We start from the raw sequence: 20,540 nt of genomic DNA, 5'->3' as shown, positions 1-20,540 counted from the left end.
CCATGTATTCCGAGACCGAAGACCTCGTGCGCGATCTGGCAGAAAATGCCGAAGGCGTCTGTCGTGCCTACCTTCCCGCCGGACGGCGGGAAGGATCCTACTGGATCGTGGGTGACCTGCAAAACAATCCTGGCCGCTCGCTCTTCGTGCGGCTGACCGGGCCCACGTCGGGGCCAGGGGCAGCGGGCAAGTTTACGGAACATGTTGCGGCGCGGGTTATGTTGCGGTGGCGTGGACTTGCGCGGTTCTGCTTGGGTTTTCGCGGAGCTGGGCAACATAACCTCGGCGCGACGGGGGGATGTTCGTGATGGCGCGAGATGCAGCGGAGCTGTCGCGCCGACTCGCGCGGGACGCAGAGGCCGTGTGTCGGCATTACCTTCCCAACGGTCGACGGCAAGGTCAGTACTGGACCGTCGGCGACGCGCGTAACTCGCCGGGGCGGTCGATGTTCGTCCGGCTGAAGGGGCCGGAGGCAGGTCCCGGGGCGGCCGGTCATTGGACCGATGCCGCCACGGCCGAACACGGCGACCTGCTCGACGTGATCCGGGAGAGCTGTAGCCTGACCTCGTTCGGCGATGTCGCCGAGGAGGCGCGGCGTTTCCTGAGCCTGCCGCGGGTCGAGCCTGTTGCTGCGATCAATCCTGCACCTGCCCGGGTCGCGACGGGTTCTCCGGAAGCGGCGCGGCGGCTGATCGCGATGGCGCAGCCGATCCGGGGCACGCCGGTCGAGGCCTATCTGGCCAGCCGCTGCATCTTGCCGGTCCATGATGCGGGGGCGTTGCGGTATCATCCACGCTGCTACTATCGACCCGACGATGGCGGACCAGCGCAGCGGCGTCCGGCAATGATCGCATCCGTCACCGACCTGCAGGGCAGGATCACCGGGGCGCACCGCACCTGGCTCGCGCCGGACGGCTCGGGCAAGGCGGCGGTCACCACGCCCCGGCGGGCCATGGGCAACCTTCTTGGCCATGCCGTGCGCTTCGGGGCGGCAGAGGATGTCCTTGTCGTTGGCGAAGGCATCGAGACGATCCTGTCGCTGCGGGCGGCGCTGCCGGGCATGCCGATGGCCGCCGCGCTGTCGGCAAACCATCTCGCCGCGCTCAGGCTGCCACCGTCCGTGCGTCGGCTCTATGTCGCCCGCGACACCGATGCCGCAGGCGACAGAGCTGTCGCGACCCAGGCCGAACTTGCGACCAGTGCGGGCATCGAGGTGCTGACGCTCTCGCCTCGTCACGGTGACTTCAACGACGACCTGACGGCCCACGGCCTCGACAACCTGCGCGCAGCGATCCGGCCCCAGATCGCGCCAGAAGATGTCGCAAGGTTCCTGCTGAATGGCGGAGCGAGGTCGTGTTCGTGAAACCGTCCGCACCGAAAAACCCACAAATCATGTCCTGACCTGCGAAATCCTGTGCCTCCACATTATGGAGACGCACCCATGTTCCAAGACATCTTCCTGCCGCCCGCCGTGGCGAAACATCGTGACGCCCCGCTCGCTGCACAACGCGCGGACTACCTCGTCCACCTGAAGGGAACCGGCGCGAGCCGCGCCAACCTGCGCAAACAAGCCAACGCCCACCTCAACCTCGTTCGCCTTCTGGACCTTCGCGACGGTGATCGGATCCACCAGCGGGACATCGAAGCCGCCGCGAGACTCTGGTCGGAGCCGCGGGGCCGCAGAAGCGCTACGACGGCCACGTCGAAGGCCCGCCAACGCTTCGTCAGTCACTGTGTTGAACTCGTGCGGTATCTCGGCTGGCTCGAGGACGCCAAAGGCGAACTTCGTACGCTTCAGCCTGCGCTTCAGGCATACGAGCACTGGCTGCGCGACGAACGGGGCCTGGCAACGGCCAGTATCGAGAGCTACGGGCGCGCTGCCGGTACATTCCTCCAACACCTCGACCAGATGGGGATACGGCTCGACGCTCTTGAGATCACCGATATCGACCGCATCATCGGCGATAAGCACCAACGCGGGGTATGGAGCCGGAGAACGATGCACGACTTCGCGCAGCGCGTCCGGTCGTTTGTCGGCTTCGCAGAGAAGCGCGGGTGGTGTCGGCCCGGGCTGGCCGCGGGCATCGTCGCGCCCGGATACAGGGCCGATGAAAGCCTTCCGAAGGGCATCAAGCGTAAGGATGTCGAACGTCTGCTGGCGTCTGAGGGGCAGCGCCCCGTCGACAGGCGCGATCGCGCGATCCTGATGCTCTTCGCCTCCTTCGGCCTGCGTGCCGGCGAAGTCGCGGGTCTCAGCCTCGATGACTTCGACTGGGAGAACGCGCTCCTGCGCGTGCATTGTCCAAAGCCGGGTCGCACGCATCTGTGGCCGCTGTCGCAGGAGGTCGGCGGCGCCATCCTCGACTACATCCGGAACGGGCGTCCCACCGGCTTCGGGCGGAGCCTCTTCTTCACATCCTGCGCCCCGATCCGCCCCCTTCGGCGGAAGGCTCTGGGCAAGATCGTGCGCGATCGCCTGAGCCAGATCGGGGTGGTCTCTGGCCGAAGGGGACCCCATGCCCTTCGCCATGCCGCCGCCCAACACCTTCTGGACCAGGGCGTGGCGATGAAAGTCATCGGCGACTTCCTCGGGCACCGGGCCCCGACCTCGACGGCGATCTACGCCAAGGTCGACCTCCGGACCCTGCGGGAGGTCGCGGCCCTCGATCTGGAGGGTCTCGTATGAAGCTGAGGGAGGCGATCGAACACTACGTGGTATGGCGCCAGGCGCACGGCGTAAAGTTCTTGACGGCGCGAAACCTGCTTCGACAGTTCCTTCAGCACGCCGATGGCGACGCCGGATGCGACGCTGTCACAAACGCGCAGGTCCTGTCCTTCCTCGCCGGGACGGGCCCCGTTACCCGGCACCGCGAAAACAAGTATTATGCGCTCGCCGGGTTCTGGCGCTATGCGATCAGTCGCGGCTATGCCCTCTCGTCGCCGCTTCCCGAAAGCGAGCGGCGCCCGCCATTGCAGGCACCGCCGCATATCTACAGCCGGGAGCAGCTGCAGCGCCTCTTCGACCCGGATCACATCGATGCTGCGTTGCAAGGCTCCCGGCAACTCGACCCCGGGACGTTCCGGACCCTGCTTCTGATGCTCTACGGGTCCGGGTTGCGGTTCGGGGAGGCGACCGCTCTCACGCTGTCTGATGTGGATACGGCGGAGGCGATCCTCACGATCCGCGACACGAAGTTCAACAAGAGCAGGTTGGTTCCCGTGGGTCCGCGGCTTGCGCGAATACTGGGTGCCCACCTCTCGGTTCGGCCCGTCGCGCGGATCGCGGAGAGTGCCACGTCGTTCCTGCTCGCCAACCGCGACGGCACGCGGCTTTCCAGCAGCACCGTTCAGACCGCCTTCGATCGCCTGAGACGCGTTGCGGATGTGCATGGCAGGGTCGGCGGGCGGGAGAACCCGCGTCTGCATGACCTCCGGCACAGCTTCGCGGTTCACAGCCTGATGGCCTGGTACCGACGGGGAGCGGATGTACAGCGATTGCTGCCCGCGCTCTCCACCTATCTCGGTCATTCCGACCTCGAAGGCACGAAGGTCTATCTGACGATGACGCCGGACCTTCTCGCGCAGGCCTCGCTGCGCTTCGCGCGCTATGCCGGAGGAGGGTCGGATGCCAGACCGTGATCTCATTGGGCCATGGCTCCGGCGCTTCCTGACCGAGTATATCGTCAGCGAGCGCAATCTAGCCCGGAACACCCGCGCGAGCTATCGTGATACCTTCAAGCTGCTCCTGCCCTTCGCGAGCCGAAAGGTCCGGAAGCCCATCGAACGCCTCGCCACGCAGGACCTCACTTCGGCACTTGTCCTGAAGTTCCTTGCCCATCTCGAGCAGGATCGCGGATGTTCCGTCAGGACGCGCAATCAACGGCTGGCGGCCATCCGGGCGTTCGCCCGCTTCGTCGGCAGCCGGGATCCGGCGCATGTCGAATGGTGCGGCCATATCCGCGCGATCGCCGCGAAGAAGGCGATGTCGCCTCCGGTCGGCTGGCTGACGCGGGAGGAGATGGAAGCGATGCTCGCGGTTCCGAACCGCAAGACCCGTCGAGGGCAGAGCGAATACGCGCTCCTTCTCTTCCTCTACAACACTGGAGCCCGGGTCTCCGAGGTCTCGCAACTGAAGGTTCGGGACCTGGATCTCGACCGCGATCGGGGCGGTCACGATATGGCCACCCTGCGCGGCAAGGGCGGCAAGACACGCCTATGCCCGCTCTGGCCGGAAACGGAGCGAGTCCTGGCGGAACAGATCCTCGGCCGCGCGCCCGAAGCCCCTGTGTTCCTCAGCAGGCTCGGCCAAGCCTACACACGGTTCGGCGTGTATCGACTGGTCGAGCGCTGCGCTGCCGATGTGCCTCGACTGGCGGATCGGACGGTGACGCCACATGTGATCCGGCATACGACGGCTTGCCATCTCGTGCTCGCTGGCGTCGATATCAACACCATCCGCGCTTGGCTCGGCCACGTATCGATCAGCACCACGAACATCTATGCCGAGATTGACCTCACGCTGAAGGCGAATGCCGTGGCGCTTTGCGAGGTCGGCTCTCCGGGACCGAAAAGGCGGTGGAAGGAGGACAAGGACCTCATGGCCTTCCTGAATGCCCTGTAACACCGTTGCGGTCGTCTCACCCGGTCGTGGCCGCTCCTCTGCCATAGAACCTTGCAACATCTTCTGGCGCGATCTGGGGCCGGATCGCTGCGCGCAGGTTGTCGAGGCCGTGGGCCGTCAGGTCGTCGTTGAAGTCACCGTGACGAGGCGAGAGCGTCAGCACCTCGATGCCCGCACTGGTCGCAAGTTCGGCCTGGGTCGCGACAGCTCTGTCGCCTGCGGCATCGGTGTCGCGGGCGACATAGAGCCGACGCACGGACGGTGGCAGCCTGAGCGCGGCGAGATGGTTTGCCGACAGCGCGGCGGCCATCGGCATGCCCGGCAGCGCCGCCCGCAGCGACAGGATCGTCTCGATGCCTTCGCCAACGACAAGGACATCCTCTGCCGCCCCGAAGCGCACGGCATGGCCAAGAAGGTTGCCCATGGCCCGCCGGGGCGTGGTGACCGCCGCCTTGCCCGAGCCGTCCGGCGCGAGCCAGGTGCGGTGCGCCCCGGTGATCCTGCCCTGCAGGTCGGTGACGGATGCGATCATTGCCGGACGCCGCTGCGCTGGTCCGCCATCGTCGGGTCGATAGTAGCAGCGTGGATGATACCGCAACGCCCCCGCATCATGGACCGGCAAGATGCAGCGGCTGGCCAGATAGGCCTCGACCGGCGTGCCCCGGATCGGCTGCGCCATCGCGATCAGCCGCCGCGCCGCTTCCGGAGAACCCGTCGCGACCCGGGCAGGTGCAGGATTGATCGCAGCAACAGGCTCGACCCGCGGCAGGCTCAGGAAACGCCGCGCCTCCTCGGCGACATCGCCGAACGAGGTCAGGCTACAGCTCTCCCGGATCACGTCGAGCAGGTCGCCGTGTTCGGCCGTGGCGGCATCGGTCCAATGACCGGCCGCCCCGGGACCTGCCTCCGGCCCCTTCAGCCGGACGAACATCGACCGCCCCGGCGAGTTACGCGCGTCGCCGACGGTCCAGTACTGACCTTGCCGTCGACCGTTGGGAAGGTAATGCCGACACACGGCCTCTGCGTCCCGCGCGAGTCGGCGCGACAGCTCCGCTGCATCTCGCGCCATCACGAACATCCCCCCGTCGCGCCGAGGTTATGTTGCCCAGCTCCGCGAAAACCCAAGCAGAACCGCGCAAGTCCACGCCACCGCAACATAACCCGCGCCGCAACATGTTCCGTATTATGTGGAATTCCACATAATACGGATGGGGCCACAGGTGAGCACGGCGATCTTCTCGACATCATCCGCGCCCGGACGGGGATCACGCGTTTCCCCGACCTTCTCGCCGAAGCCCGAGCGCATCTTGGCCGTCCGCAGCCGGTCCTCCCGGATAAACCAGTTCAAAGGAAGGCCAAAGCCCCCGGTGGCACTCCTGCGGCAGCGGCGCGCTTGTTTGCTGCCTCGAACCCGATCACAGGCACGCTTGCTGAGACCTACCTCCGTTCCCGAGGCATCACCCAATTCGGGGCGAACGGCGCCTTACGCTTCCACCCGAAGTGCTGGCATCGGGAAGAGGGGCAGACCCGGAGCATCCCCAGACCGGCGATGATCGCGGCGGTTACCGATGGGGCAGGGGCCGTGCAGGGCGTGCATCGCACCTGGCTGGCGCCTGACGGGCAGGGGAAGGCGGCAGTGAATCCAGAGCGTCGGGCTATGGGTCACCTCCTCGGCAATGCTGTCAGGCTCACCCCGCACGATGACATCCTCGTCATCGGCGAAGGCATCGAGACCATGCTGTCCCTGTCCGAGGCGATCCCCGGCCTTCCCGTCTGGGCGGCACTCTCTTCGGGTCACCTCGGGGCGGTCCTTCTGCCAGAGGGGCTGAAGCGCCTCTACATCGCGATCGATCGCGATCAGGCTGGGCAGCGCGCGGCAGAGAAGTTGAGCGCCAGAGCCTCCGAGGTCGGGGTGCGTGCGCGGGTGCTGGAACCGCGGCTCGTGGATTTCAACGATGATCTTCGGGCGAACGGCAAAGACGCGCTGCACCAGTATCTGGCAGGTCAGATCGGGCCAGATGATCGGCATCGCCTGCCCAGCTGAGCTGCATCACGCAGGGGGGTCTGGGAGTGCGGGGAAGGGGGCTGCATCCCAGTCGTGGCTCTGGATCGTCGTCCTCACCCCATCCCGGGCCTTGCGCATCCACCCGTCACCCGAGCGGCCTTCAAGAGATGGGCAGGCCGTCAAAGCGGTTGCCCCTGCAAGGGCGGCAGGGAACCTATTTCCGCCGGCGGCAGAGCCGCCTTTGCATCGCGAGACAAATAGCTTCCCTGCCGACCTCCTCCACGCTGTTCCGGCCCCGGTGAAGCCGGGGTGAAGGGGCAACCGCCCCGACGGCTCGGGTCTGCCCATGAAGACCGCGCTGGATGACGCGCGGACGAGACAGGCCCGGAGGCAAGAAACCGATGACGATCCATACCCACGACGACGCGTATGAACCCGCCCATAGCGCATCCCAGACCGCCCATGCGCTCGACGAGCTCCAGCTCTACGGCTATCGCCCCTTTGACGAGCCCGATCCGCGCCCGATGCCCGATGGCCAGCGCCTCGCCGTCGCCGTCGCCGACATCTTCGATGCCCTCGTCGCGACCCTCGAAGACACCCGCATGGAACCCGACCTCGAAGAAGTGCTCTGGGGCCAGGTCAACCTCTTCCACCGCGCCACGGCCCGGATCGAGCGGACGCTCGATGAGAACGAGCAGGCGCAGCGCCGCCTCCAGCGGGAGCAGGACGGCTCCGAAGTGAAGTCCGTCGAACTCGAGCGCCTGACGGCCGAAGGCCTGACTCTCGTCGAACGGCGCAACTGCATGGACATGATGCGCGATCACGCCGCCACCGAGTTCGTCCATCACACGGGATCGACCTGGCGCCCCCGCACCGGCTCGATGGTGAACCGCCAGCACATGACCGCCGCCCTGATCGACAGCCGCGACTTCCTGGCCGCCAAGCGCCGCGCCGAGACCGAGGTAATGCTTCCCGCAGGCCCCAAGGTCGCCCTCACCGGCGGGACCGATTTCAACGATCACCGCCTGATCTGGGGCAAGCTGGACCAGGTCCGGACCAAGTATCCCGACATGGTCCTCCTGCACGGTGGCAGCCCGAAGGGCGCAGAGCTCATCGCCGCCAAATGGGCAGAGTCTCGGGGCGTGACGCAGGTCGCCTTCAAGCCTGATTGGACCAAGCACGCCAAGGCCGCGCCCTTCAAGCGCAACGATGCGATGCTGGATGTGCTCCCGGTCGGGGTCCTCGTCTTCCCCGGGACCGGTATTCAGGAAAACCTCGCCGACAAGGCCAAGAAGCTTGGCATCCCGGTCATGAAGTTCGAGAAGGGGGCGTGAGCCCCCCTCTTTCTTTTCGGGACAGAACAATGTGGAAACGTCGAAGAGCGCTTGATATTGTGGTCTGGAGAGGGGCGCCAACAACATGTTCGACATATCGCAGCAAATGGAAGTGTTCCCGACGACGGTCGATCTCAAGCGGATCGACCCGTCTCTCAACATGCGGCGCTTCTATCGAATGAGCGTTCAGCCAGACCTGTTTGGCGGTGCCTGCCTCGTGCGGGAATGGGGCCGTATCGGGTTTCGAGGGCAGATGCTAATCGAACAGCACTCGGACGAGGGGCATGCTGTGACCGCCCTATTGAAACTCGCAGCGGCGAAGAAGCGTCGCGGGTACGTTCAGTGAACGCTCTTGGACGCAGCCATTTTCCCCAGTGTTTCATCGCATCAAGAGTTCTGCTGGATCAATCGGGAGAAAGGTCCAACGCCTCGCCTCGCTTTAGGATCTCGTAGATCACCCCTTCGAGGATCGGCAGGGCCTGCCGATCCTTGCTAAGGAGAAGCGTGGCGAGTGCGCTATGCGAGGACATGGCCCGGACCACTGCCGCCTGCACCGCGCCGGGCAGGTTCCCCTTCATCGCTTGATCTTTACTGTTCTTGTCGATTTGGGCCATCACAACCGGGTTCTGGCGGGTAATCGCGGCGACCTGGTTCACGAAAGCGACCTGGTCCTCGAGTGGGCTCGCCTCTCCGAAGAGGCTGTTCAGGCGCTCGATCAGCTCCTGCATGTAGACCGGGAGCGCTCCAGGCCGCCCACCGCCGCCACCGCCCTTCACCGGGGCGAGGGTCGGCGGCTCCTCATCCTCCCCGTCCTTAGGCTCCTCTCGCTCCAAGATGTCATAGCCAGTCAGCGCGATCCCGTGCAGGTCGATCTCGGAAGCGGGCACCCCGTCCAAACGGTTCGCGAGCAGCTTGGAGAAGGCGGCGAAGACCTCAAGGTCTGGGTCACCGAGATCGATCAGCTGAGCAACGTAGGCGTAAAGGCGGCCGAACCGGGACAGGCCGGCCTTGAAATCCGTCAGCGACATGATCGCTGTCTCGACCTGTTCGCGCTCGTGATCGGCGCGCTTCATCCCGTCCTCGTTCCCGACCGCTTTCGCCTTCTGCCAGGCGTCCTCGGCCTCTGTGGCCCGGTTTCGAAGCTCCGTGAGCCGATGGTTATAGGCGTCGGTCGGTTCCTGCGTCGCGGCGTACATCGCCTTGTGCGCTGCCTCGTCATCCGTGCCGCTGGCGGCGGCGGTCGCTGTCCGAAACCGGGCCTTCTGGAAGTCGAGGACATGTGCCTCGTCATAGACCCCCTGGTCGTCGAGGAACTCCTTCAGGTCATAGATGACGTTGAGGTCCTGCACCTCCTCGATCTTGGCGCCCCGGTCATACTGGGCGAAAGCGGCCCGAACCACTTCCGGGTCGTTGATGAAGTCGATGATGAAGGTCTGGTCCTTCCCGGGAAAGGTCCGGTTCAGACGAGAGAAGGTCTGGACGATCTCGACCGCGTTCGCGATCTTCTTGTCTACATACATCGCGACTAGCTTCGGCTGGTCGAATCCGGTCTGGAACTTGTTCGCCACCAGCATGACCCGGTATTCCGGCCGGTCGAAGACGTGGCGCAGGTCCTTGCCGCCCGCGTCAGGGTTCATGTTCGCCTCGGTGAACTCCGCATCCTCCTCAACGACGAACGCATCCCCCTGCAACAGGTCGTCATTCGGGTGCATGACCTCTCGCCCGGTCAGTTTGCCCGAAAAGGCGACGAGGGTCTGGATGTTCCCGTATTCCGGGTTCGCCGCAATGAAGGCGTCGAACGCCCGCTTGTACCGGACTGCAGAGGCCCGAGAGCTGGTGACCACCATGGCCTTCGCTTTCCCGTCCAGCAGGTGGGCCACGTTCTTCGAAAAGTGCTCGATGATGAACCGAACCTTCTGTGTGACGTTCGTCGGGTGCAGCGTCATCCACTTCGCCAAGGCCCGCTTTGCTGCCTTCCCGTCGACCCGCTTCTCCTCGACGATCTCCTGCCCGAGGTTGAAAGCCGTCTTGTAGGGGACGTAGCCGCGAAGCACGTCGAGGATGAACCCTTCCTCGATCGCCTGGCGCATCTCGTATTTGTGGAACGAGGCCGGGAGGTTGTCGTCCGCCGCGGGCCTTGTCGGGTCCGCCGGGCGTCCGAAGAGCATCATGGTCGAGTGTTTTGGGGTCGCGGTGAAGGCGAAATGGGACACGTTTGCCGGCCGTTTCCGAGACCGCTGGACCTCCAGAAGGATGTCCTCGACCGTCATCTCCGACATATCCTGCTTGGCTGACAGGGCCAGCGTTGCCTGCAGTTTCGAGGCCGTGTTTCCGGTCTGGGAATTGTGCGCCTCGTCGATGATCACCGCGAAGTTCCGGTCCCGGAGGGACTTTTCGGTCAGGATCGCCTCCATCGCGAAGGGAAAGGTCTGGATGGTAACCACGATGATCGGAGTGCCCTTCAGCATCGCCTTGCTCAGCTGTTCGCTCTTCGACTTCGACGAGGTCTCCCGGTCGATCGCCGCGATCAGCCCCTTCTGGTGGTCGATTTGCTGGACCGCGTCCTGCAGCTGCCCGTCCAGGACGTTCCGGTCTGTCACGATGATCACCGTGTCGAAGATCGGCGTCCCGTCGTCCCGGCGCAGCTTCACCAGGTCATGCGCCGTCCAGGCGATGGTCGAGGTCTTTCCGGAACCGGCGCTGTGCTCGCACAGGTAGGGGTGCCCCGGACCCTTCGCCTTCGCGTCGCTGATCATCTTGTTGACCGCGTCGAACTGGTGGAACCGGGGGAAGATCAGGGTCTCCTTGACCGACCAGTTTCCCTTGAGGTCCACCACGTTCTTCTTCTCGACATAGACGAAGCTGTGGAAGATCCGCAGGAACGCGTCCGGCTGGCAGATCTCCTCCCAGAAGTACGCGACCGGGTATTCCCCGTCGGCCCGGGCCGGGTTACCGGCCCGGCCGTTGTCCCCCTTGTTGAACGGGAGGAAGAAGGTGTCCTCGCCCGCGAGCTTCGTGCTCATCCAGATCTCGCTGTCCGACATAGCGAAATGGACCACGGCGCCGCGATGCTGCGTCAGGAGCGGGTGCTTGCGCTTCGTGACCGGGTCGATCGGAGGCCGGTCCTTCCGGTACTGGGCCTTCGCGTGCTCGACCGACTGGGTGAAGTCCGTCTTCAGCTCGACCGTGGCCAGCGGCAGGCCGTTCAGGAACAGGCCGAGGTCGATGGCGAGCTCGCGGCCTGGGTGATATTTCAGCTGCGGCACGACCCGCAGCCGGTTTGATGCGAAGCGTTGCAGGACCGCATTATTACGCTGGTCCTCCGGGGCCGCCTCGGAAAGGTCGAGGTGACCGGCCCCCGCGATCGAGAAGCCCCGGCGCAGGGTCTGAATCATCCCCTGCTTTTCCAGGGCCGTTTCCAGCCGTTCCATGACCATGGCGAGGGTTTTGTCGCCGTTCATCGCGTGAAGCCGGTCCCATTTCTGTGGCTGGGTGGCCCGGAGCCAGGCCTCCAGGTCCTCAGGGTACATGGCCCGGTCCGCGTCATAGGCGTCGGTCGAGCCGACCAGCCAGCCCGCTGCGGCGAGCTTCTGGACGATGTAGGACTCGAGGTGCTTCTCGTGATGCAGGTCGCTCATTCCGTTACCTCTGATCCGCCGGCCTGCGCCTGCTGCCACTCGTGATAATTCAGCTTCGATCCCCGGACCTTCCATTCCAGCCGCCCGTTGCTGTTCCGGTCCAGCACGACAGCCGCGGCGGCCGAGGGGCTGCTGAACGGCCAGGGCTTCGCGAAGCGCATCCTGTCTTCTGCATGGGGGATCAGAACGCCCTCGGCGATCATCTTCTCCTTCAAGCCGCCATAGCTCTGTTGAACATACCCGGTCCCGATCAGTGCCTCGGAGCCTTCCAGCACTACGAACTCCCCGTCTTCTTCGACGGCGGTCGCCTGAACGCCGCTCTTGTGGCGGATCTCGAAATGGACCTCTTCGGCGGTTCGGTCTTCTGCGGGTTTCGCAACCTGGGTTACGGCCCGGGGCTGGGGCTTGAGCATATCGAGCCCGATGACCGGTAAAATGATCCGAAGGTTTGACAGGAACTGCTCCATGTTCGCGACATCGGCCTCGGGCAGGCGGCGGCGGTCGGTGTCGGGCTGAGTGCCGTTGTCGAGTGTCACCCGGCCTGCTTGCGCGGCAACACGGATCAGCCGCGCTTCGAGATATTCGGCGTGCCCCTTCGACAGATCATCGTCGCTTGTGGTGACGGTGATCGCGGTTTCCCAGAAGTCGCGCTTCTTCGCGCTCTGTTCGATCCGCTCTGCCACGGAGTTCCCCGACCCGATATAGACACGGGTCACACCGGGCTTGTCCGGGTCCGGGCCGGACAGGATATAGACCCCGGTCCGGTCCACTTCGGACCGGGCAGTCAGATCGCCGAAGGCCGAGGCGCCGCTGACAAACAACAGGCCGGTCCATCCGTGGATCGTCGCCTTGCGCAGGCCCGTGGGTTTCCCGTCGACCAGGAAAAGCTGGATGGTCCGCCCGAAGGGTTCGCCTGTGGTCATACGGGCACCTCTTTCACAAGTCTTGCCAGCTTCGTTTGGGCAGAAACCGGCATCCTCATACCTTCCACACCGCTCTGGCGCGCCAATCCGCCGGAAAGCCCATGCTGGCAGGATCGGCCAACGGGCAGCCGTCGATCAGCGCAACAAGGCGCTGTTTCCATTCATTGTCTGGTGCGATCAGCGCCAAAAGGTAATCGAGCATCACCAGCGTATTGTGCAGATAGCGCGGATCGGCATCCCGCATGGCGACAGGCAGCTTGGCGGGGTATTTCGGAACCGTCATCTTCACCGTGAAGCGCTTGTTCCAAAGCCTGCCATGGTGGGCGCAGATGTTGCGGACATGGCTGATATGATGGGCGAAAGACGTGACCACCTTTTCATCCAGCGCGAAGGGGGTCGCGATGGCGTTTCTATCGCCGCGCAGTTTCAGGTCGCTGTAGAATTTCGAAAGCAACCCGAAGGACATGACCTCCGCCGCCATCCAGACCGGCGGCAGCTTGGGCGAGGTGTATTTGTCGCGATAGTGGGTCGCAAAGGTGTCGCGCGAGCGGGAAAACTCTTTCTTGAGCTCTGCAACCGCATCCGCATGACGCCCGATATGGGCATAGTGGCCCTGTTCGAGATAGCCATGGGGGCCATAGGTCATGGCCATGTGATGCGCCCATTGCGCGCGCAGGGCCACTTCGACCCGCTCGATCGCGTCGAGGACCAGCAGCCGCAGTTCACGGTCGAAGATGTAGAGCGTCAGCACATCCTCGAAGGTTGTCCCGTCACGGAAGGCGTGGTCGCCGTTGTTCGCGGCGGGCACCTCGAAGGGCAGCCAGTAGGCCCGCAGCCGGTAGTAGGAGATGAAGTTCAGGTAGTGCTGTGCCTGGGTTTCGTCCCCGACAATCATGCCGCGGCGCTTTAGCAGTTCGACCTGATCCGGGACGGAAACGGCGGGTTTTTCGAACTTCATGCGGCACCTCCGTGCCGCGAAAGCGATACCCTTAAAACAAGTAACCCGCCGGGGTGCGCAGTGCGAAACCGAGGTTCCGTCCGAGGCGTGGCGGGTCTTGTTGAGACATTAGATAGGGCAGGAATCCTACCAAAGCAATAAGAAACCGACCGGTCCGCGCCAAAAGTCATGCCGCCGCCCTCACGTCAATCTTGCCGGTCACAGCGGCGGTGATCAGCGCCGCGCGCTTCTCGCGGAGGAGGTCGATGCTGCGCTCGGTTTTGGCGATCAGGTTCTTCAGTCGCGCCGTGGCGCGTTCGATCTGACCGACGATTTCAAGCTGCTCCTCGCGCGGGGGCACGGGAAGTTTCACGGGCGCGAACCGCACGAACCGGAACCTCGGCGCTCTTTCACGTACAGAAGGGCACAGAACATAGATGTAGTTTCGCCGAGCCATGCACCTGAGCAGATAGGCGTAGTATTCGGGGACGGCCTCATCGGAGCGAGGTCTACACACCGCGTACTCGCCGGTCGCTTTTCCATCGTCCTCCGAAACCCCAATCGCTCCAGCGAAGGCATCCATTGTATGAATGACCAAGTCGCCCTTCAGGATCCTTTGATATCCGACTTCCTTCTCGGCGAAGGTGTAGCCTTCTGTTCGCCGCTTGCTCCTGAGGCAGACCTGCCCATCGCGGAACGCGGTGATGATTTCATCGTCCGGACCCACCGGGCGCGCCATCTCTTCGAAAAGATGCTTCCCCTTGCGCACGGTCCAGTGTTTCGGGATCCGAGGTGCCCAAGGAATATCGACGTCCTTGACGGTGCGCTGGCTGTCGTCGCGCCCGGTAACGCACGCGTCCGAAAAGGTGAGGATTTTTTCCTTCAGCAACGCGATGAACCGGGTCTTCTTCTCGATCAGGCCGTCAATCCGGCCGGTTTCGCGGTCGAGGAAGCGGGCGATGGCGGTCTGTTCTTCCATCGGCGGGAGCGGCCAAACGCACTGCCCGATGTCCTTGAAGGTGATCGTCTGTCGAACCCCTGCGCCAAGGGTCTTCATATGGCACACATCGAAGACATGAAGCACATAGTTCCCAAAAACGGGATGAACCTTTTCTGGGACGGCCCTCAGAACGATGTATGCAGGGCTGACGCACACATCCATTTCGGACAATGCGGTCCGCAGACTGACCAAGTCGTAGTTCAGATTGATCGGGTTGATCAGATATTCGCCTGCCAAGACTTCCTGGTAGGTGGCTCGGGTTTCGGGCGCGATCTTTTCGGCGTCCTTTGTGACGACCTTGCCGTAACTGATGGCGCCCGGAGGTAAATCCGGTCCCCTCTTCGTCGTCTTCTCAGTCAGGCCATATTTCATGCGTTCCAAGCCCCAATGGGCGGGAACTTCACCCATCCAGGCTTCGGGCGCACGCTGATACTCAGGGTAGGTGCGACCCGTCATTCCGTGACCTCTGCCAGCACCGCCGCGATGTCCGCCTCGACGGCCTTCAGCTCGGCGTCGATCTCCTCCAGATCGCGGGGCGGCTGGTATTCATAGAAGTAGCGGTTGAAGTTGATCTCATACCCCACGACGCCCACCTGACCGTCGTAGTCGTCGCGGAACGTCTCATCGACATAGGCGTCGTGCGCATGGGGCAGCACCTCCTGCGCCATGTAGTCCCGGATGTCGGTCCCGAGGGGGATGTTCTCGAAATCCGTGAGGTCGTCGTCGGGGATGACCTCACCCTTCTTGTCCAGAACCGGATCGAGGTCCGGGTCGCGCACGCCGAACGCCTTCTGAAACGCCTTGATCAGGGCGGCGTTGACCTTGCCCAGACCCGCATCGCGCTTTGCCGCGTTCTTGACCCAGGCCTCGAACCGGTGCCAGCCATGCGCCTCGCCCATGTCCGCCTGAAACAGCGCGGTCCAGGCGGTCTGTGCTTCGGGCGCGAGCTTGCCCCATGCGGTTTCATCCGCGAGCGCCGCCAGCCCTTCGGGGGAGATCACGATCTTCTTGCGCAGCGGGCGCAGGACCTTCACGCGCCGGTAGCCGAAGTCCTGGCTGTCGAACAGGCGGCTCTCCTTCGTCTCGGCGAAGTCCGCATACATCTGGACGATCTGCCGGATCTGGTCGTCCCCGACCCGGCGGCGCTTGTTCCCCTCGCTCTTGCGCATCGGCTCGAACAGCGCGGTCGCGTCGATCAGCTGGACCTTGCCCTTCCGGGCGGCCGGCTTCTTGTTGGACAGGAGCCAGATGTAGGTGCCGATCCCGGTCCGGAAGAAGATCTCGGTCGGAAGCGCGATGATCGCCTCGACCACGTCCTCTTCCAGCAGGTAACGTCGGATCTCGGATTCCCCTTGCCCCGCGTTCCCGTTGAACAGGGGCGAGCCGGACAGGACGATCGCCGCCCGCCCGCCGCCGCGTTCCGGTGTCTCCAGCTTGCTGAGAAGGTGGAGCAGGAACAGCATCGACCCGTCGCTGACGCGCGGCAGCTTAGGGCCGAAGCGCCCCTCGAAGCCCTTCTCCTGATGCTCCCGGACCACGGCGGCCTGGTCCATCTCCCACTTCTTGCCGAAGGGCGGATTCGAGACGCAGTAATGGAACCGTTCGTTCGCGAGCTTGTCGGCGGACAAGGTGCTGCCGAGCTTGATGTTCTTCGACAGGTCGCGGCCCGGATCGGACTCGACGGTCTTGAGCAGCATTGAGGCGAGGCAGACTGCGTGGGTCTCCGGTTCGAGCTCCTGACCGTAGGGCACGATGACCGGAGCGATGGAGTAGCGGTCGCGCAGGGCGTTCACGTGCTCCATCCCGTCAGACAGGAAGCCGCCGGTCCCGCAGGTCGGGTCGTAGAGGGTCCGGATCAAGCCCGGGTTGTCGATGAACATCTGGTCGTCCGGGTCGAGCAGCAGCTCGATTGCCAGATGGACCACGTCGCGCGGGGTCATGAAGTCTTCGGCCGCTTCGTTCACCTCGGCGCCGAAGCGCCGGATCAGGTGCTCGTAGACGTTCGACATCACCCGCTCCGGAACCGCGTCCGGGTGAAGGTCGATCGCGGCGAAGTTCTGACAGATCTTGTAGAGCACCCCGGCCTTGTCCATCCGGGCCAGCGTGTTCGCGAAATCGAACTGTTCGAAGATGACCCGGGCGTTGTCGGAGAAGGAGGCGATGTAATCCTCGAGGTTCTGGCGGGTCCGGGTCGCGCCGAGGCTGCGCAGGTCGTAATTCGAGGTGTTGTAGAACGGGTAGCCGGTCTGGGTCCGCAGGATCACGCCCAGATCAATCGGGCTGTCCTTCATCGTCTTGACGGTTTCGCGCACTTGATCCCGGGTCGGTTCCAGCACGCATTCCAGGCGGCGCAGAAGGGTGAAAGGCAGAATTACCTTGCCGAAATCGACGTGCTTGAAGTTTCCCCAAAGGTCGTCCGCGTTCTTCCAGATGAAATCGGCGAGGGAGGTGTTCGTCGTCTGGGTACTCATCTATGCGCCTTCACTGCTATTCGTTTTCGTCTCAAGGTGCTGTTCCAATAATCGTGCTGCCAAACGGAAGCCGTCGACCTGACTCATCCGGTGCCGGACACAGAGTTCCTTGAAAGCCCACCGCTCATCCTCGGTGATCTTCAAATTGAGGTTCGAAAGTTTCGCGGCATCATCACCCATCGGGCATCTCCTCGCGGATAATGACTTACCTTCCATTCTTCCATTAAAGAATTCAATCACATTCGTTTGGGCAGCCCCTTTTCAACCTGATCCAAAGTTGGAAAGCGGATTTTTTAGGGGACTTCGGATCCAGTTCCTTGTTCCGATCGATCTGTGTTCTTTCGGGTCACGCTGACACCTTCGATGTCGTTGTTTCTGAGAGTATTAGCCAGTACCTCGTATGGCGTCGCTCACCGGTTCGGCTGAGCGCACCTTTCTCGACCAGGTCCTGCAGATCGCGGGTTGCGGTTGCGCGCGAGGTTCCGGTGATCTTGAGATAGTTCTCGGCGCTGAGGCCACCTTTGAACCCGCCGGGACCTTCCCGGAACATGCGAGCGATGGCCTTGGCCTGGCGTTCGTTCAACTGGTCCCTGTGACGATCGTAGAAATGTGCCTTGCTGATGAAGAAGCCGACGCGGTCGAGTGTTGCCTGTTGGGCCTTCAAGACAACTTCTGCGAACCAGACGAGCCAATCGGTCACGTCGAGCGTTTTTTGATGCTGCTCGAGCTGGTCGTAGTAAGCCTTGCGCTCCTTCTCGATGGTGAAGGCGAGCGAGATGAGGGTCGGCTGGCCAATGTTCTGCGCCAGAGACTTTTCAGCGAGGGCGCGACCCAGGCGGCCGTTGCCGTCTTCGAATGGGTGGATGCTCTCGAAATAGAGGTGGCTTAGCCCTGCGCGCGTCAGCGCTGGAAGCGGCTCTGCTCCCCCCGGCCCGGTCTTGTTGAACCAATCCGCGTATCGCTCCATCTCAGGCATGACCCGCTCCGAGGGAGGCGCTTCGAAATGGATCGTGGGCCGGTCAAGGCGGCCGGAAACGATTTGCATCGCCTCGGCGTGGCGTCGGTAGGCCCCGATGGTTTCCAACCGGCGGTCATGGGACAGGAGCATCCGATGCCAACGGTACAGCGTTTCGTGGCTCAGCTTTTCTGCAAAGCTGGAATAGACGTCCACCATCATTTCCGCGACGCCCTGTTCGCGCGGTTTGGCAGGGTAGCTGTCCGGATCGAGGCCCAGATGGCGGCGCAGCGAAGACTGGACACTGAGCCGATCGAGGATTTCACCCTCGATGGCGCTCGTCTGCATCGCTTCCTCGCTGAGCAGTTCGATGCGGAGTTGCTCGCGCTCCGGCTGGCTGACATGATGGACCGCGCCGAGGATTTCCCCGGACGACAGGAGAAACGTCTGCTCAAACGGCTCCAGAGCGGAGGCGTCATACCGGAAATCCGGCCAATCAGGCAGCGTCCAGTTCCAAGCCATGAGTTATAGACATCCTTTCTATAACTCATATCTAGATCACTTTTGAGGCATAGAAGTCAACTCTATCGCTCAAAGGACCTGCAGGCCGGGATGACCGACAAACCGAAGCGAGGTCTTGAGCTAAGCATTTTCAAGGTGCGTCAGATCTTGCTGACGCTGTCCGGGTATCTTCGGATCGACAGGGTTTTGTTCCGGCGCTTGAATGAATGGTTCATAGCGAACGTCCGCCATGGCGCCGTCGAACCAGGCAGGCTGCACGTCGCCATTGTTCCATTGGTAAAGGTAGCCGACCAGATTTTCAGATGTCTTGCAGAGGATGCGCATGATCGGTTCGCCAGTCAGGCGGGGCTTCGTGTTCATAATGCGTTCCTCCTAAATGGACCTCGTAACTCGTCACCACTGAGGTCTGAAATTCCCTATGACGCTCATTAGCGCCACGCTTTCCGCAACTGCAAGGCGAGCGTCTGCCGGTGGGCAAAAATCCACCGGTGAAATGCAAGTTGTCTTTTCAGATAGGTATCTTACGGCGCGTTCGGTTCATGCGGCGATGCAGCACGAATGGCAATTTCGTCAAGGATCGCATCGATCTCGCCCCAGATGAGCGGTTCCACCTGGCCGCGGATCAGAGCCCATTTACTCAAGACTTCGAGGGGGTCGTGGTCCCGTAGGAGGACACCCAGGCTGGCCGCATCTACTGCCAGAGATGTACGGGCCTGCCACTGCGTGTTTCGAGTGCGTCGCTCCTCCGCGACTGGGGCGAAGACCGGCGACAGTTGCCAGCCTTTGACTGCACGGCGCAGGGCGGCACGCACCACATGTGCTGGCTCAACACCACAAGTCTGCAGCGCTGCTTCCTGTCGTTCGAGTGCGTTGACCCTGATGTCGATCTTCCGGGTCGGGCTCAAAGCGCGCGCCGATACGGGAGCTCTCAGGCTGGTATGCGGGTCAGTGCTTTCCGCGGTGACTTGGTGCGGCGCCACGGTACCTTCCGGCACACGCTCTGACTCGTGCCGATCAGCGTCAACGTCAGCGGCTGGGGTGCCTGTCTTTGTTGCTGTGACCTGTGCCTCATCTTCCTTCCCTGGAACCTCGCGGTCACCCTGTTGCAGGGTGGCGGCGTAGGCTGGGTCGGGCCTGGTGATGGTCGGGATCTTCTTGCGCAATCGACTGTTCTCACGCAGCAAGGATGTTGTTGAGGATGTCCGTTGCCTCCTCGAGCGCCTCGACGACATGACGAACATGCGGACGCATCAGAGGGTTCGGATCGGATTGCTTTTCCAGCGCCAAGGCGTGGAGAAGTCCCTTCTGGTCCATCTCCTTGTAGGTATTCCGCCGCATCATAACGGTCTCAATCACCGGAAAACGGGTGAGCGCTTCTTCAATCAGGGCGGCGTCAGCACGGGTCGTTTTCGGGTCGACCATGTTGAGGACGACGTGGTGGCGCGGCAGGCTGGAGGGGTCGTCAACACGGGATTTCAGCTTCTCAAACCAATCGGCGGTCTGCGCGCCGACATCGAAATCAGACGTCGACAGCATGACGGGCGTCACGATGTGGTCCGCAAGCACCGCGATGCCGTCTGACCATTCTGCACCGACACCTGCGGTATCGATGAAGATGAAGTCTGCCGTGCCTGCCATGTAGACCTGATCGATCTGATCCTCGACACCCGCCACGCTTTCGACGGTGGCCGAGCAGAGAAGCGGCGAACTCAGCCCACCGGCTGCCGCCCGAGCATGCCAGGCCCCGAGTACTCTCGTGCTGTCCGTGTCGATCAACATCACTCTGCGTCCGGCGGCGATCGCGGCGCTGATCAAGGCGCGCGAAAGCGTCGTTTTTCCACTGCCCCCTTTCCGGGCCATCGCTGCGATCACCACAAGATTTTCGTTCGGCATTCTGATCCTCCGCAAAAATAGTGAATCGAAACGATAATACCAAAATGTCGCTAAACGCATGAGACTGAGGGGTCAAGCAGAAGTCGGGATGCGACCCGCGTTTGGCATTCAGCGGGCGGCGTTGTGCGATGACCGTGCGACGTCTGCCGTGGCGCCTTCAGCATTCGTCGCGGGGCACCACACACCCTCCAAATGTCGGGATGCGCTCGGCGATGTACAGCGGACGGAATGCAGGTGACGG

18 protein-coding genes and 1 pseudogene are annotated in these 20,540 nt (G+C 63.1%); 8 read left to right on the top strand and 11 right to left on the bottom strand.

Translation table 11 applies throughout. The features are described from left to right. Positions 1-2: 2 nt before the first annotated feature. The 5 genes and pseudogenes from PARN5_RS25040 to PARN5_RS0121145 form a co-directional block, all read left to right on the top strand. Positions 3-197: pseudogene (locus PARN5_RS25040) on the top strand (DNA primase); the annotation flags it as partial. Between the two features lie 110 nt (positions 198-307). Further along, on the top strand, positions 308-1,363 hold the full coding sequence (locus PARN5_RS0121160; protein WP_026155647.1) for a toprim domain-containing protein: 1,056 nt from the start codon (positions 308-310) through the stop codon (positions 1,361-1,363). 78 nt (positions 1,364-1,441) lie between these two features. Beyond that, positions 1,442-2,686, top strand: coding sequence for a tyrosine-type recombinase/integrase (locus tag PARN5_RS0121155; RefSeq protein WP_018001770.1), 1,245 nt, complete (start codon positions 1,442-1,444; stop codon positions 2,684-2,686). Continuing rightward, positions 2,683-3,639: a tyrosine-type recombinase/integrase gene (locus PARN5_RS0121150; protein WP_018001769.1), complete on the top strand. Its 957-nt coding sequence runs from the start codon at positions 2,683-2,685 to the stop codon at positions 3,637-3,639. The genes PARN5_RS0121155 and PARN5_RS0121150 overlap by 4 nt, the downstream gene beginning before the upstream one ends. After that, on the top strand, positions 3,626-4,621 hold the full coding sequence (locus tag PARN5_RS0121145; protein WP_018001768.1) for a tyrosine-type recombinase/integrase: 996 nt from the start codon (positions 3,626-3,628) through the stop codon (positions 4,619-4,621). The genes PARN5_RS0121150 and PARN5_RS0121145 overlap by 14 nt, the downstream gene beginning before the upstream one ends. 16 nt (positions 4,622-4,637) lie before the next feature. On the opposite strand, the gene PARN5_RS0121140 is transcribed toward PARN5_RS0121145, so the two are convergent. Next, positions 4,638-5,690, bottom strand: a complete 1,053-nt coding sequence (locus PARN5_RS0121140; protein ID WP_026155646.1) for a toprim domain-containing protein — start codon at positions 5,688-5,690, stop codon at positions 4,638-4,640. A 123-nt stretch (positions 5,691-5,813) separates the two neighbouring features. On the opposite strand from PARN5_RS0121140, the gene PARN5_RS22750 reads away from it, so the two are divergent. From PARN5_RS22750 to PARN5_RS0121125, 3 genes are all read left to right on the top strand, one after another. Then, a complete protein-coding gene (locus PARN5_RS22750; protein WP_232419512.1) occupies positions 5,814-6,665 on the top strand; it encodes a toprim domain-containing protein in 852 nt (283 codons plus the stop codon). A 362-nt stretch (positions 6,666-7,027) separates the two neighbouring features. Beyond that, positions 7,028-7,960 (top strand): DUF2493 domain-containing protein, encoded by a 933-nt coding sequence (locus tag PARN5_RS0121130; protein ID WP_018001764.1) that lies wholly within the window; start codon positions 7,028-7,030, stop codon positions 7,958-7,960. 85 nt (positions 7,961-8,045) lie between these two features. Beyond that, positions 8,046-8,306, top strand: a complete 261-nt coding sequence (locus tag PARN5_RS0121125) for a WGR domain-containing protein (protein ID WP_018001763.1) — start codon at positions 8,046-8,048, stop codon at positions 8,304-8,306. A 58-nt stretch (positions 8,307-8,364) separates the two neighbouring features. Here the strand turns inward: PARN5_RS0121125 and PARN5_RS0121120 are convergent, their stop codons facing one another. The 10 genes from PARN5_RS0121120 to PARN5_RS0121080 form a co-directional block, all read right to left on the bottom strand. After that, entirely contained in the window at positions 8,365-11,598 is a 3,234-nt protein-coding gene (locus PARN5_RS0121120) for a DEAD/DEAH box helicase family protein (protein ID WP_018001762.1), read from the bottom strand. Beyond that, entirely contained in the window at positions 11,595-12,521 is a 927-nt protein-coding gene (locus PARN5_RS0121115) for a GIY-YIG nuclease family protein (protein WP_018001761.1), read from the bottom strand. The genes PARN5_RS0121120 and PARN5_RS0121115 overlap by 4 nt, the downstream gene beginning before the upstream one ends. 55 nt (positions 12,522-12,576) lie before the next feature. After that, on the bottom strand, positions 12,577-13,479 hold the full coding sequence (locus PARN5_RS0121110) for an Abi family protein (protein ID WP_018001760.1): 903 nt from the start codon (positions 13,477-13,479) through the stop codon (positions 12,577-12,579). A gap of 166 nt (positions 13,480-13,645) precedes the next feature. Next, positions 13,646-14,914: a restriction endonuclease subunit S gene (locus PARN5_RS0121105; RefSeq protein ID WP_018001759.1), complete on the bottom strand. Its 1,269-nt coding sequence runs from the start codon at positions 14,912-14,914 to the stop codon at positions 13,646-13,648. Further along, complete coding sequence (locus tag PARN5_RS0121100) at positions 14,911-16,929, bottom strand: class I SAM-dependent DNA methyltransferase (protein ID WP_018001758.1); 2,019 nt, start codon at positions 16,927-16,929, stop codon at positions 14,911-14,913. Before PARN5_RS0121100 ends, PARN5_RS0121105 begins: the two co-directional genes overlap by 4 nt. After that, positions 16,930-17,109 carry a hypothetical protein gene (locus tag PARN5_RS0121095; RefSeq protein WP_018001757.1) on the bottom strand — a complete coding sequence of 60 codons (180 nt, stop codon included), beginning with the start codon at positions 17,107-17,109 and terminating at the stop codon, positions 16,930-16,932. Positions 17,110-17,275: 166 nt separating this feature from the next. Continuing rightward, positions 17,276-18,406, bottom strand: coding sequence for a Fic family protein (locus tag PARN5_RS0121090; RefSeq protein ID WP_018001756.1), 1,131 nt, complete (start codon positions 18,404-18,406; stop codon positions 17,276-17,278). 120 nt (positions 18,407-18,526) lie between these two features. Continuing rightward, positions 18,527-18,766 carry a hypothetical protein gene (locus PARN5_RS0121085; protein ID WP_018001755.1) on the bottom strand — a complete coding sequence of 80 codons (240 nt, stop codon included), beginning with the start codon at positions 18,764-18,766 and terminating at the stop codon, positions 18,527-18,529. A gap of 161 nt (positions 18,767-18,927) precedes the next feature. Beyond that, positions 18,928-19,569, bottom strand: a complete 642-nt coding sequence (locus PARN5_RS23775) for a hypothetical protein (protein WP_081615054.1) — start codon at positions 19,567-19,569, stop codon at positions 18,928-18,930. 10 nt (positions 19,570-19,579) lie between these two features. Continuing rightward, positions 19,580-20,299 (bottom strand): ParA family protein, encoded by a 720-nt coding sequence (locus PARN5_RS0121080; RefSeq protein ID WP_026155645.1) that lies wholly within the window; start codon positions 20,297-20,299, stop codon positions 19,580-19,582. Positions 20,300-20,540 lie beyond the last annotated feature (241 nt).

Source organism: Paracoccus sp. N5 (assembly GCF_000371965.1).
Lineage (GTDB): Bacteria > Pseudomonadota > Alphaproteobacteria > Rhodobacterales > Rhodobacteraceae > Paracoccus.
The sequence above is the reverse complement of the archived record's forward strand: the minus strand, read 5'-3'. Positions and strand labels throughout refer to the sequence as shown.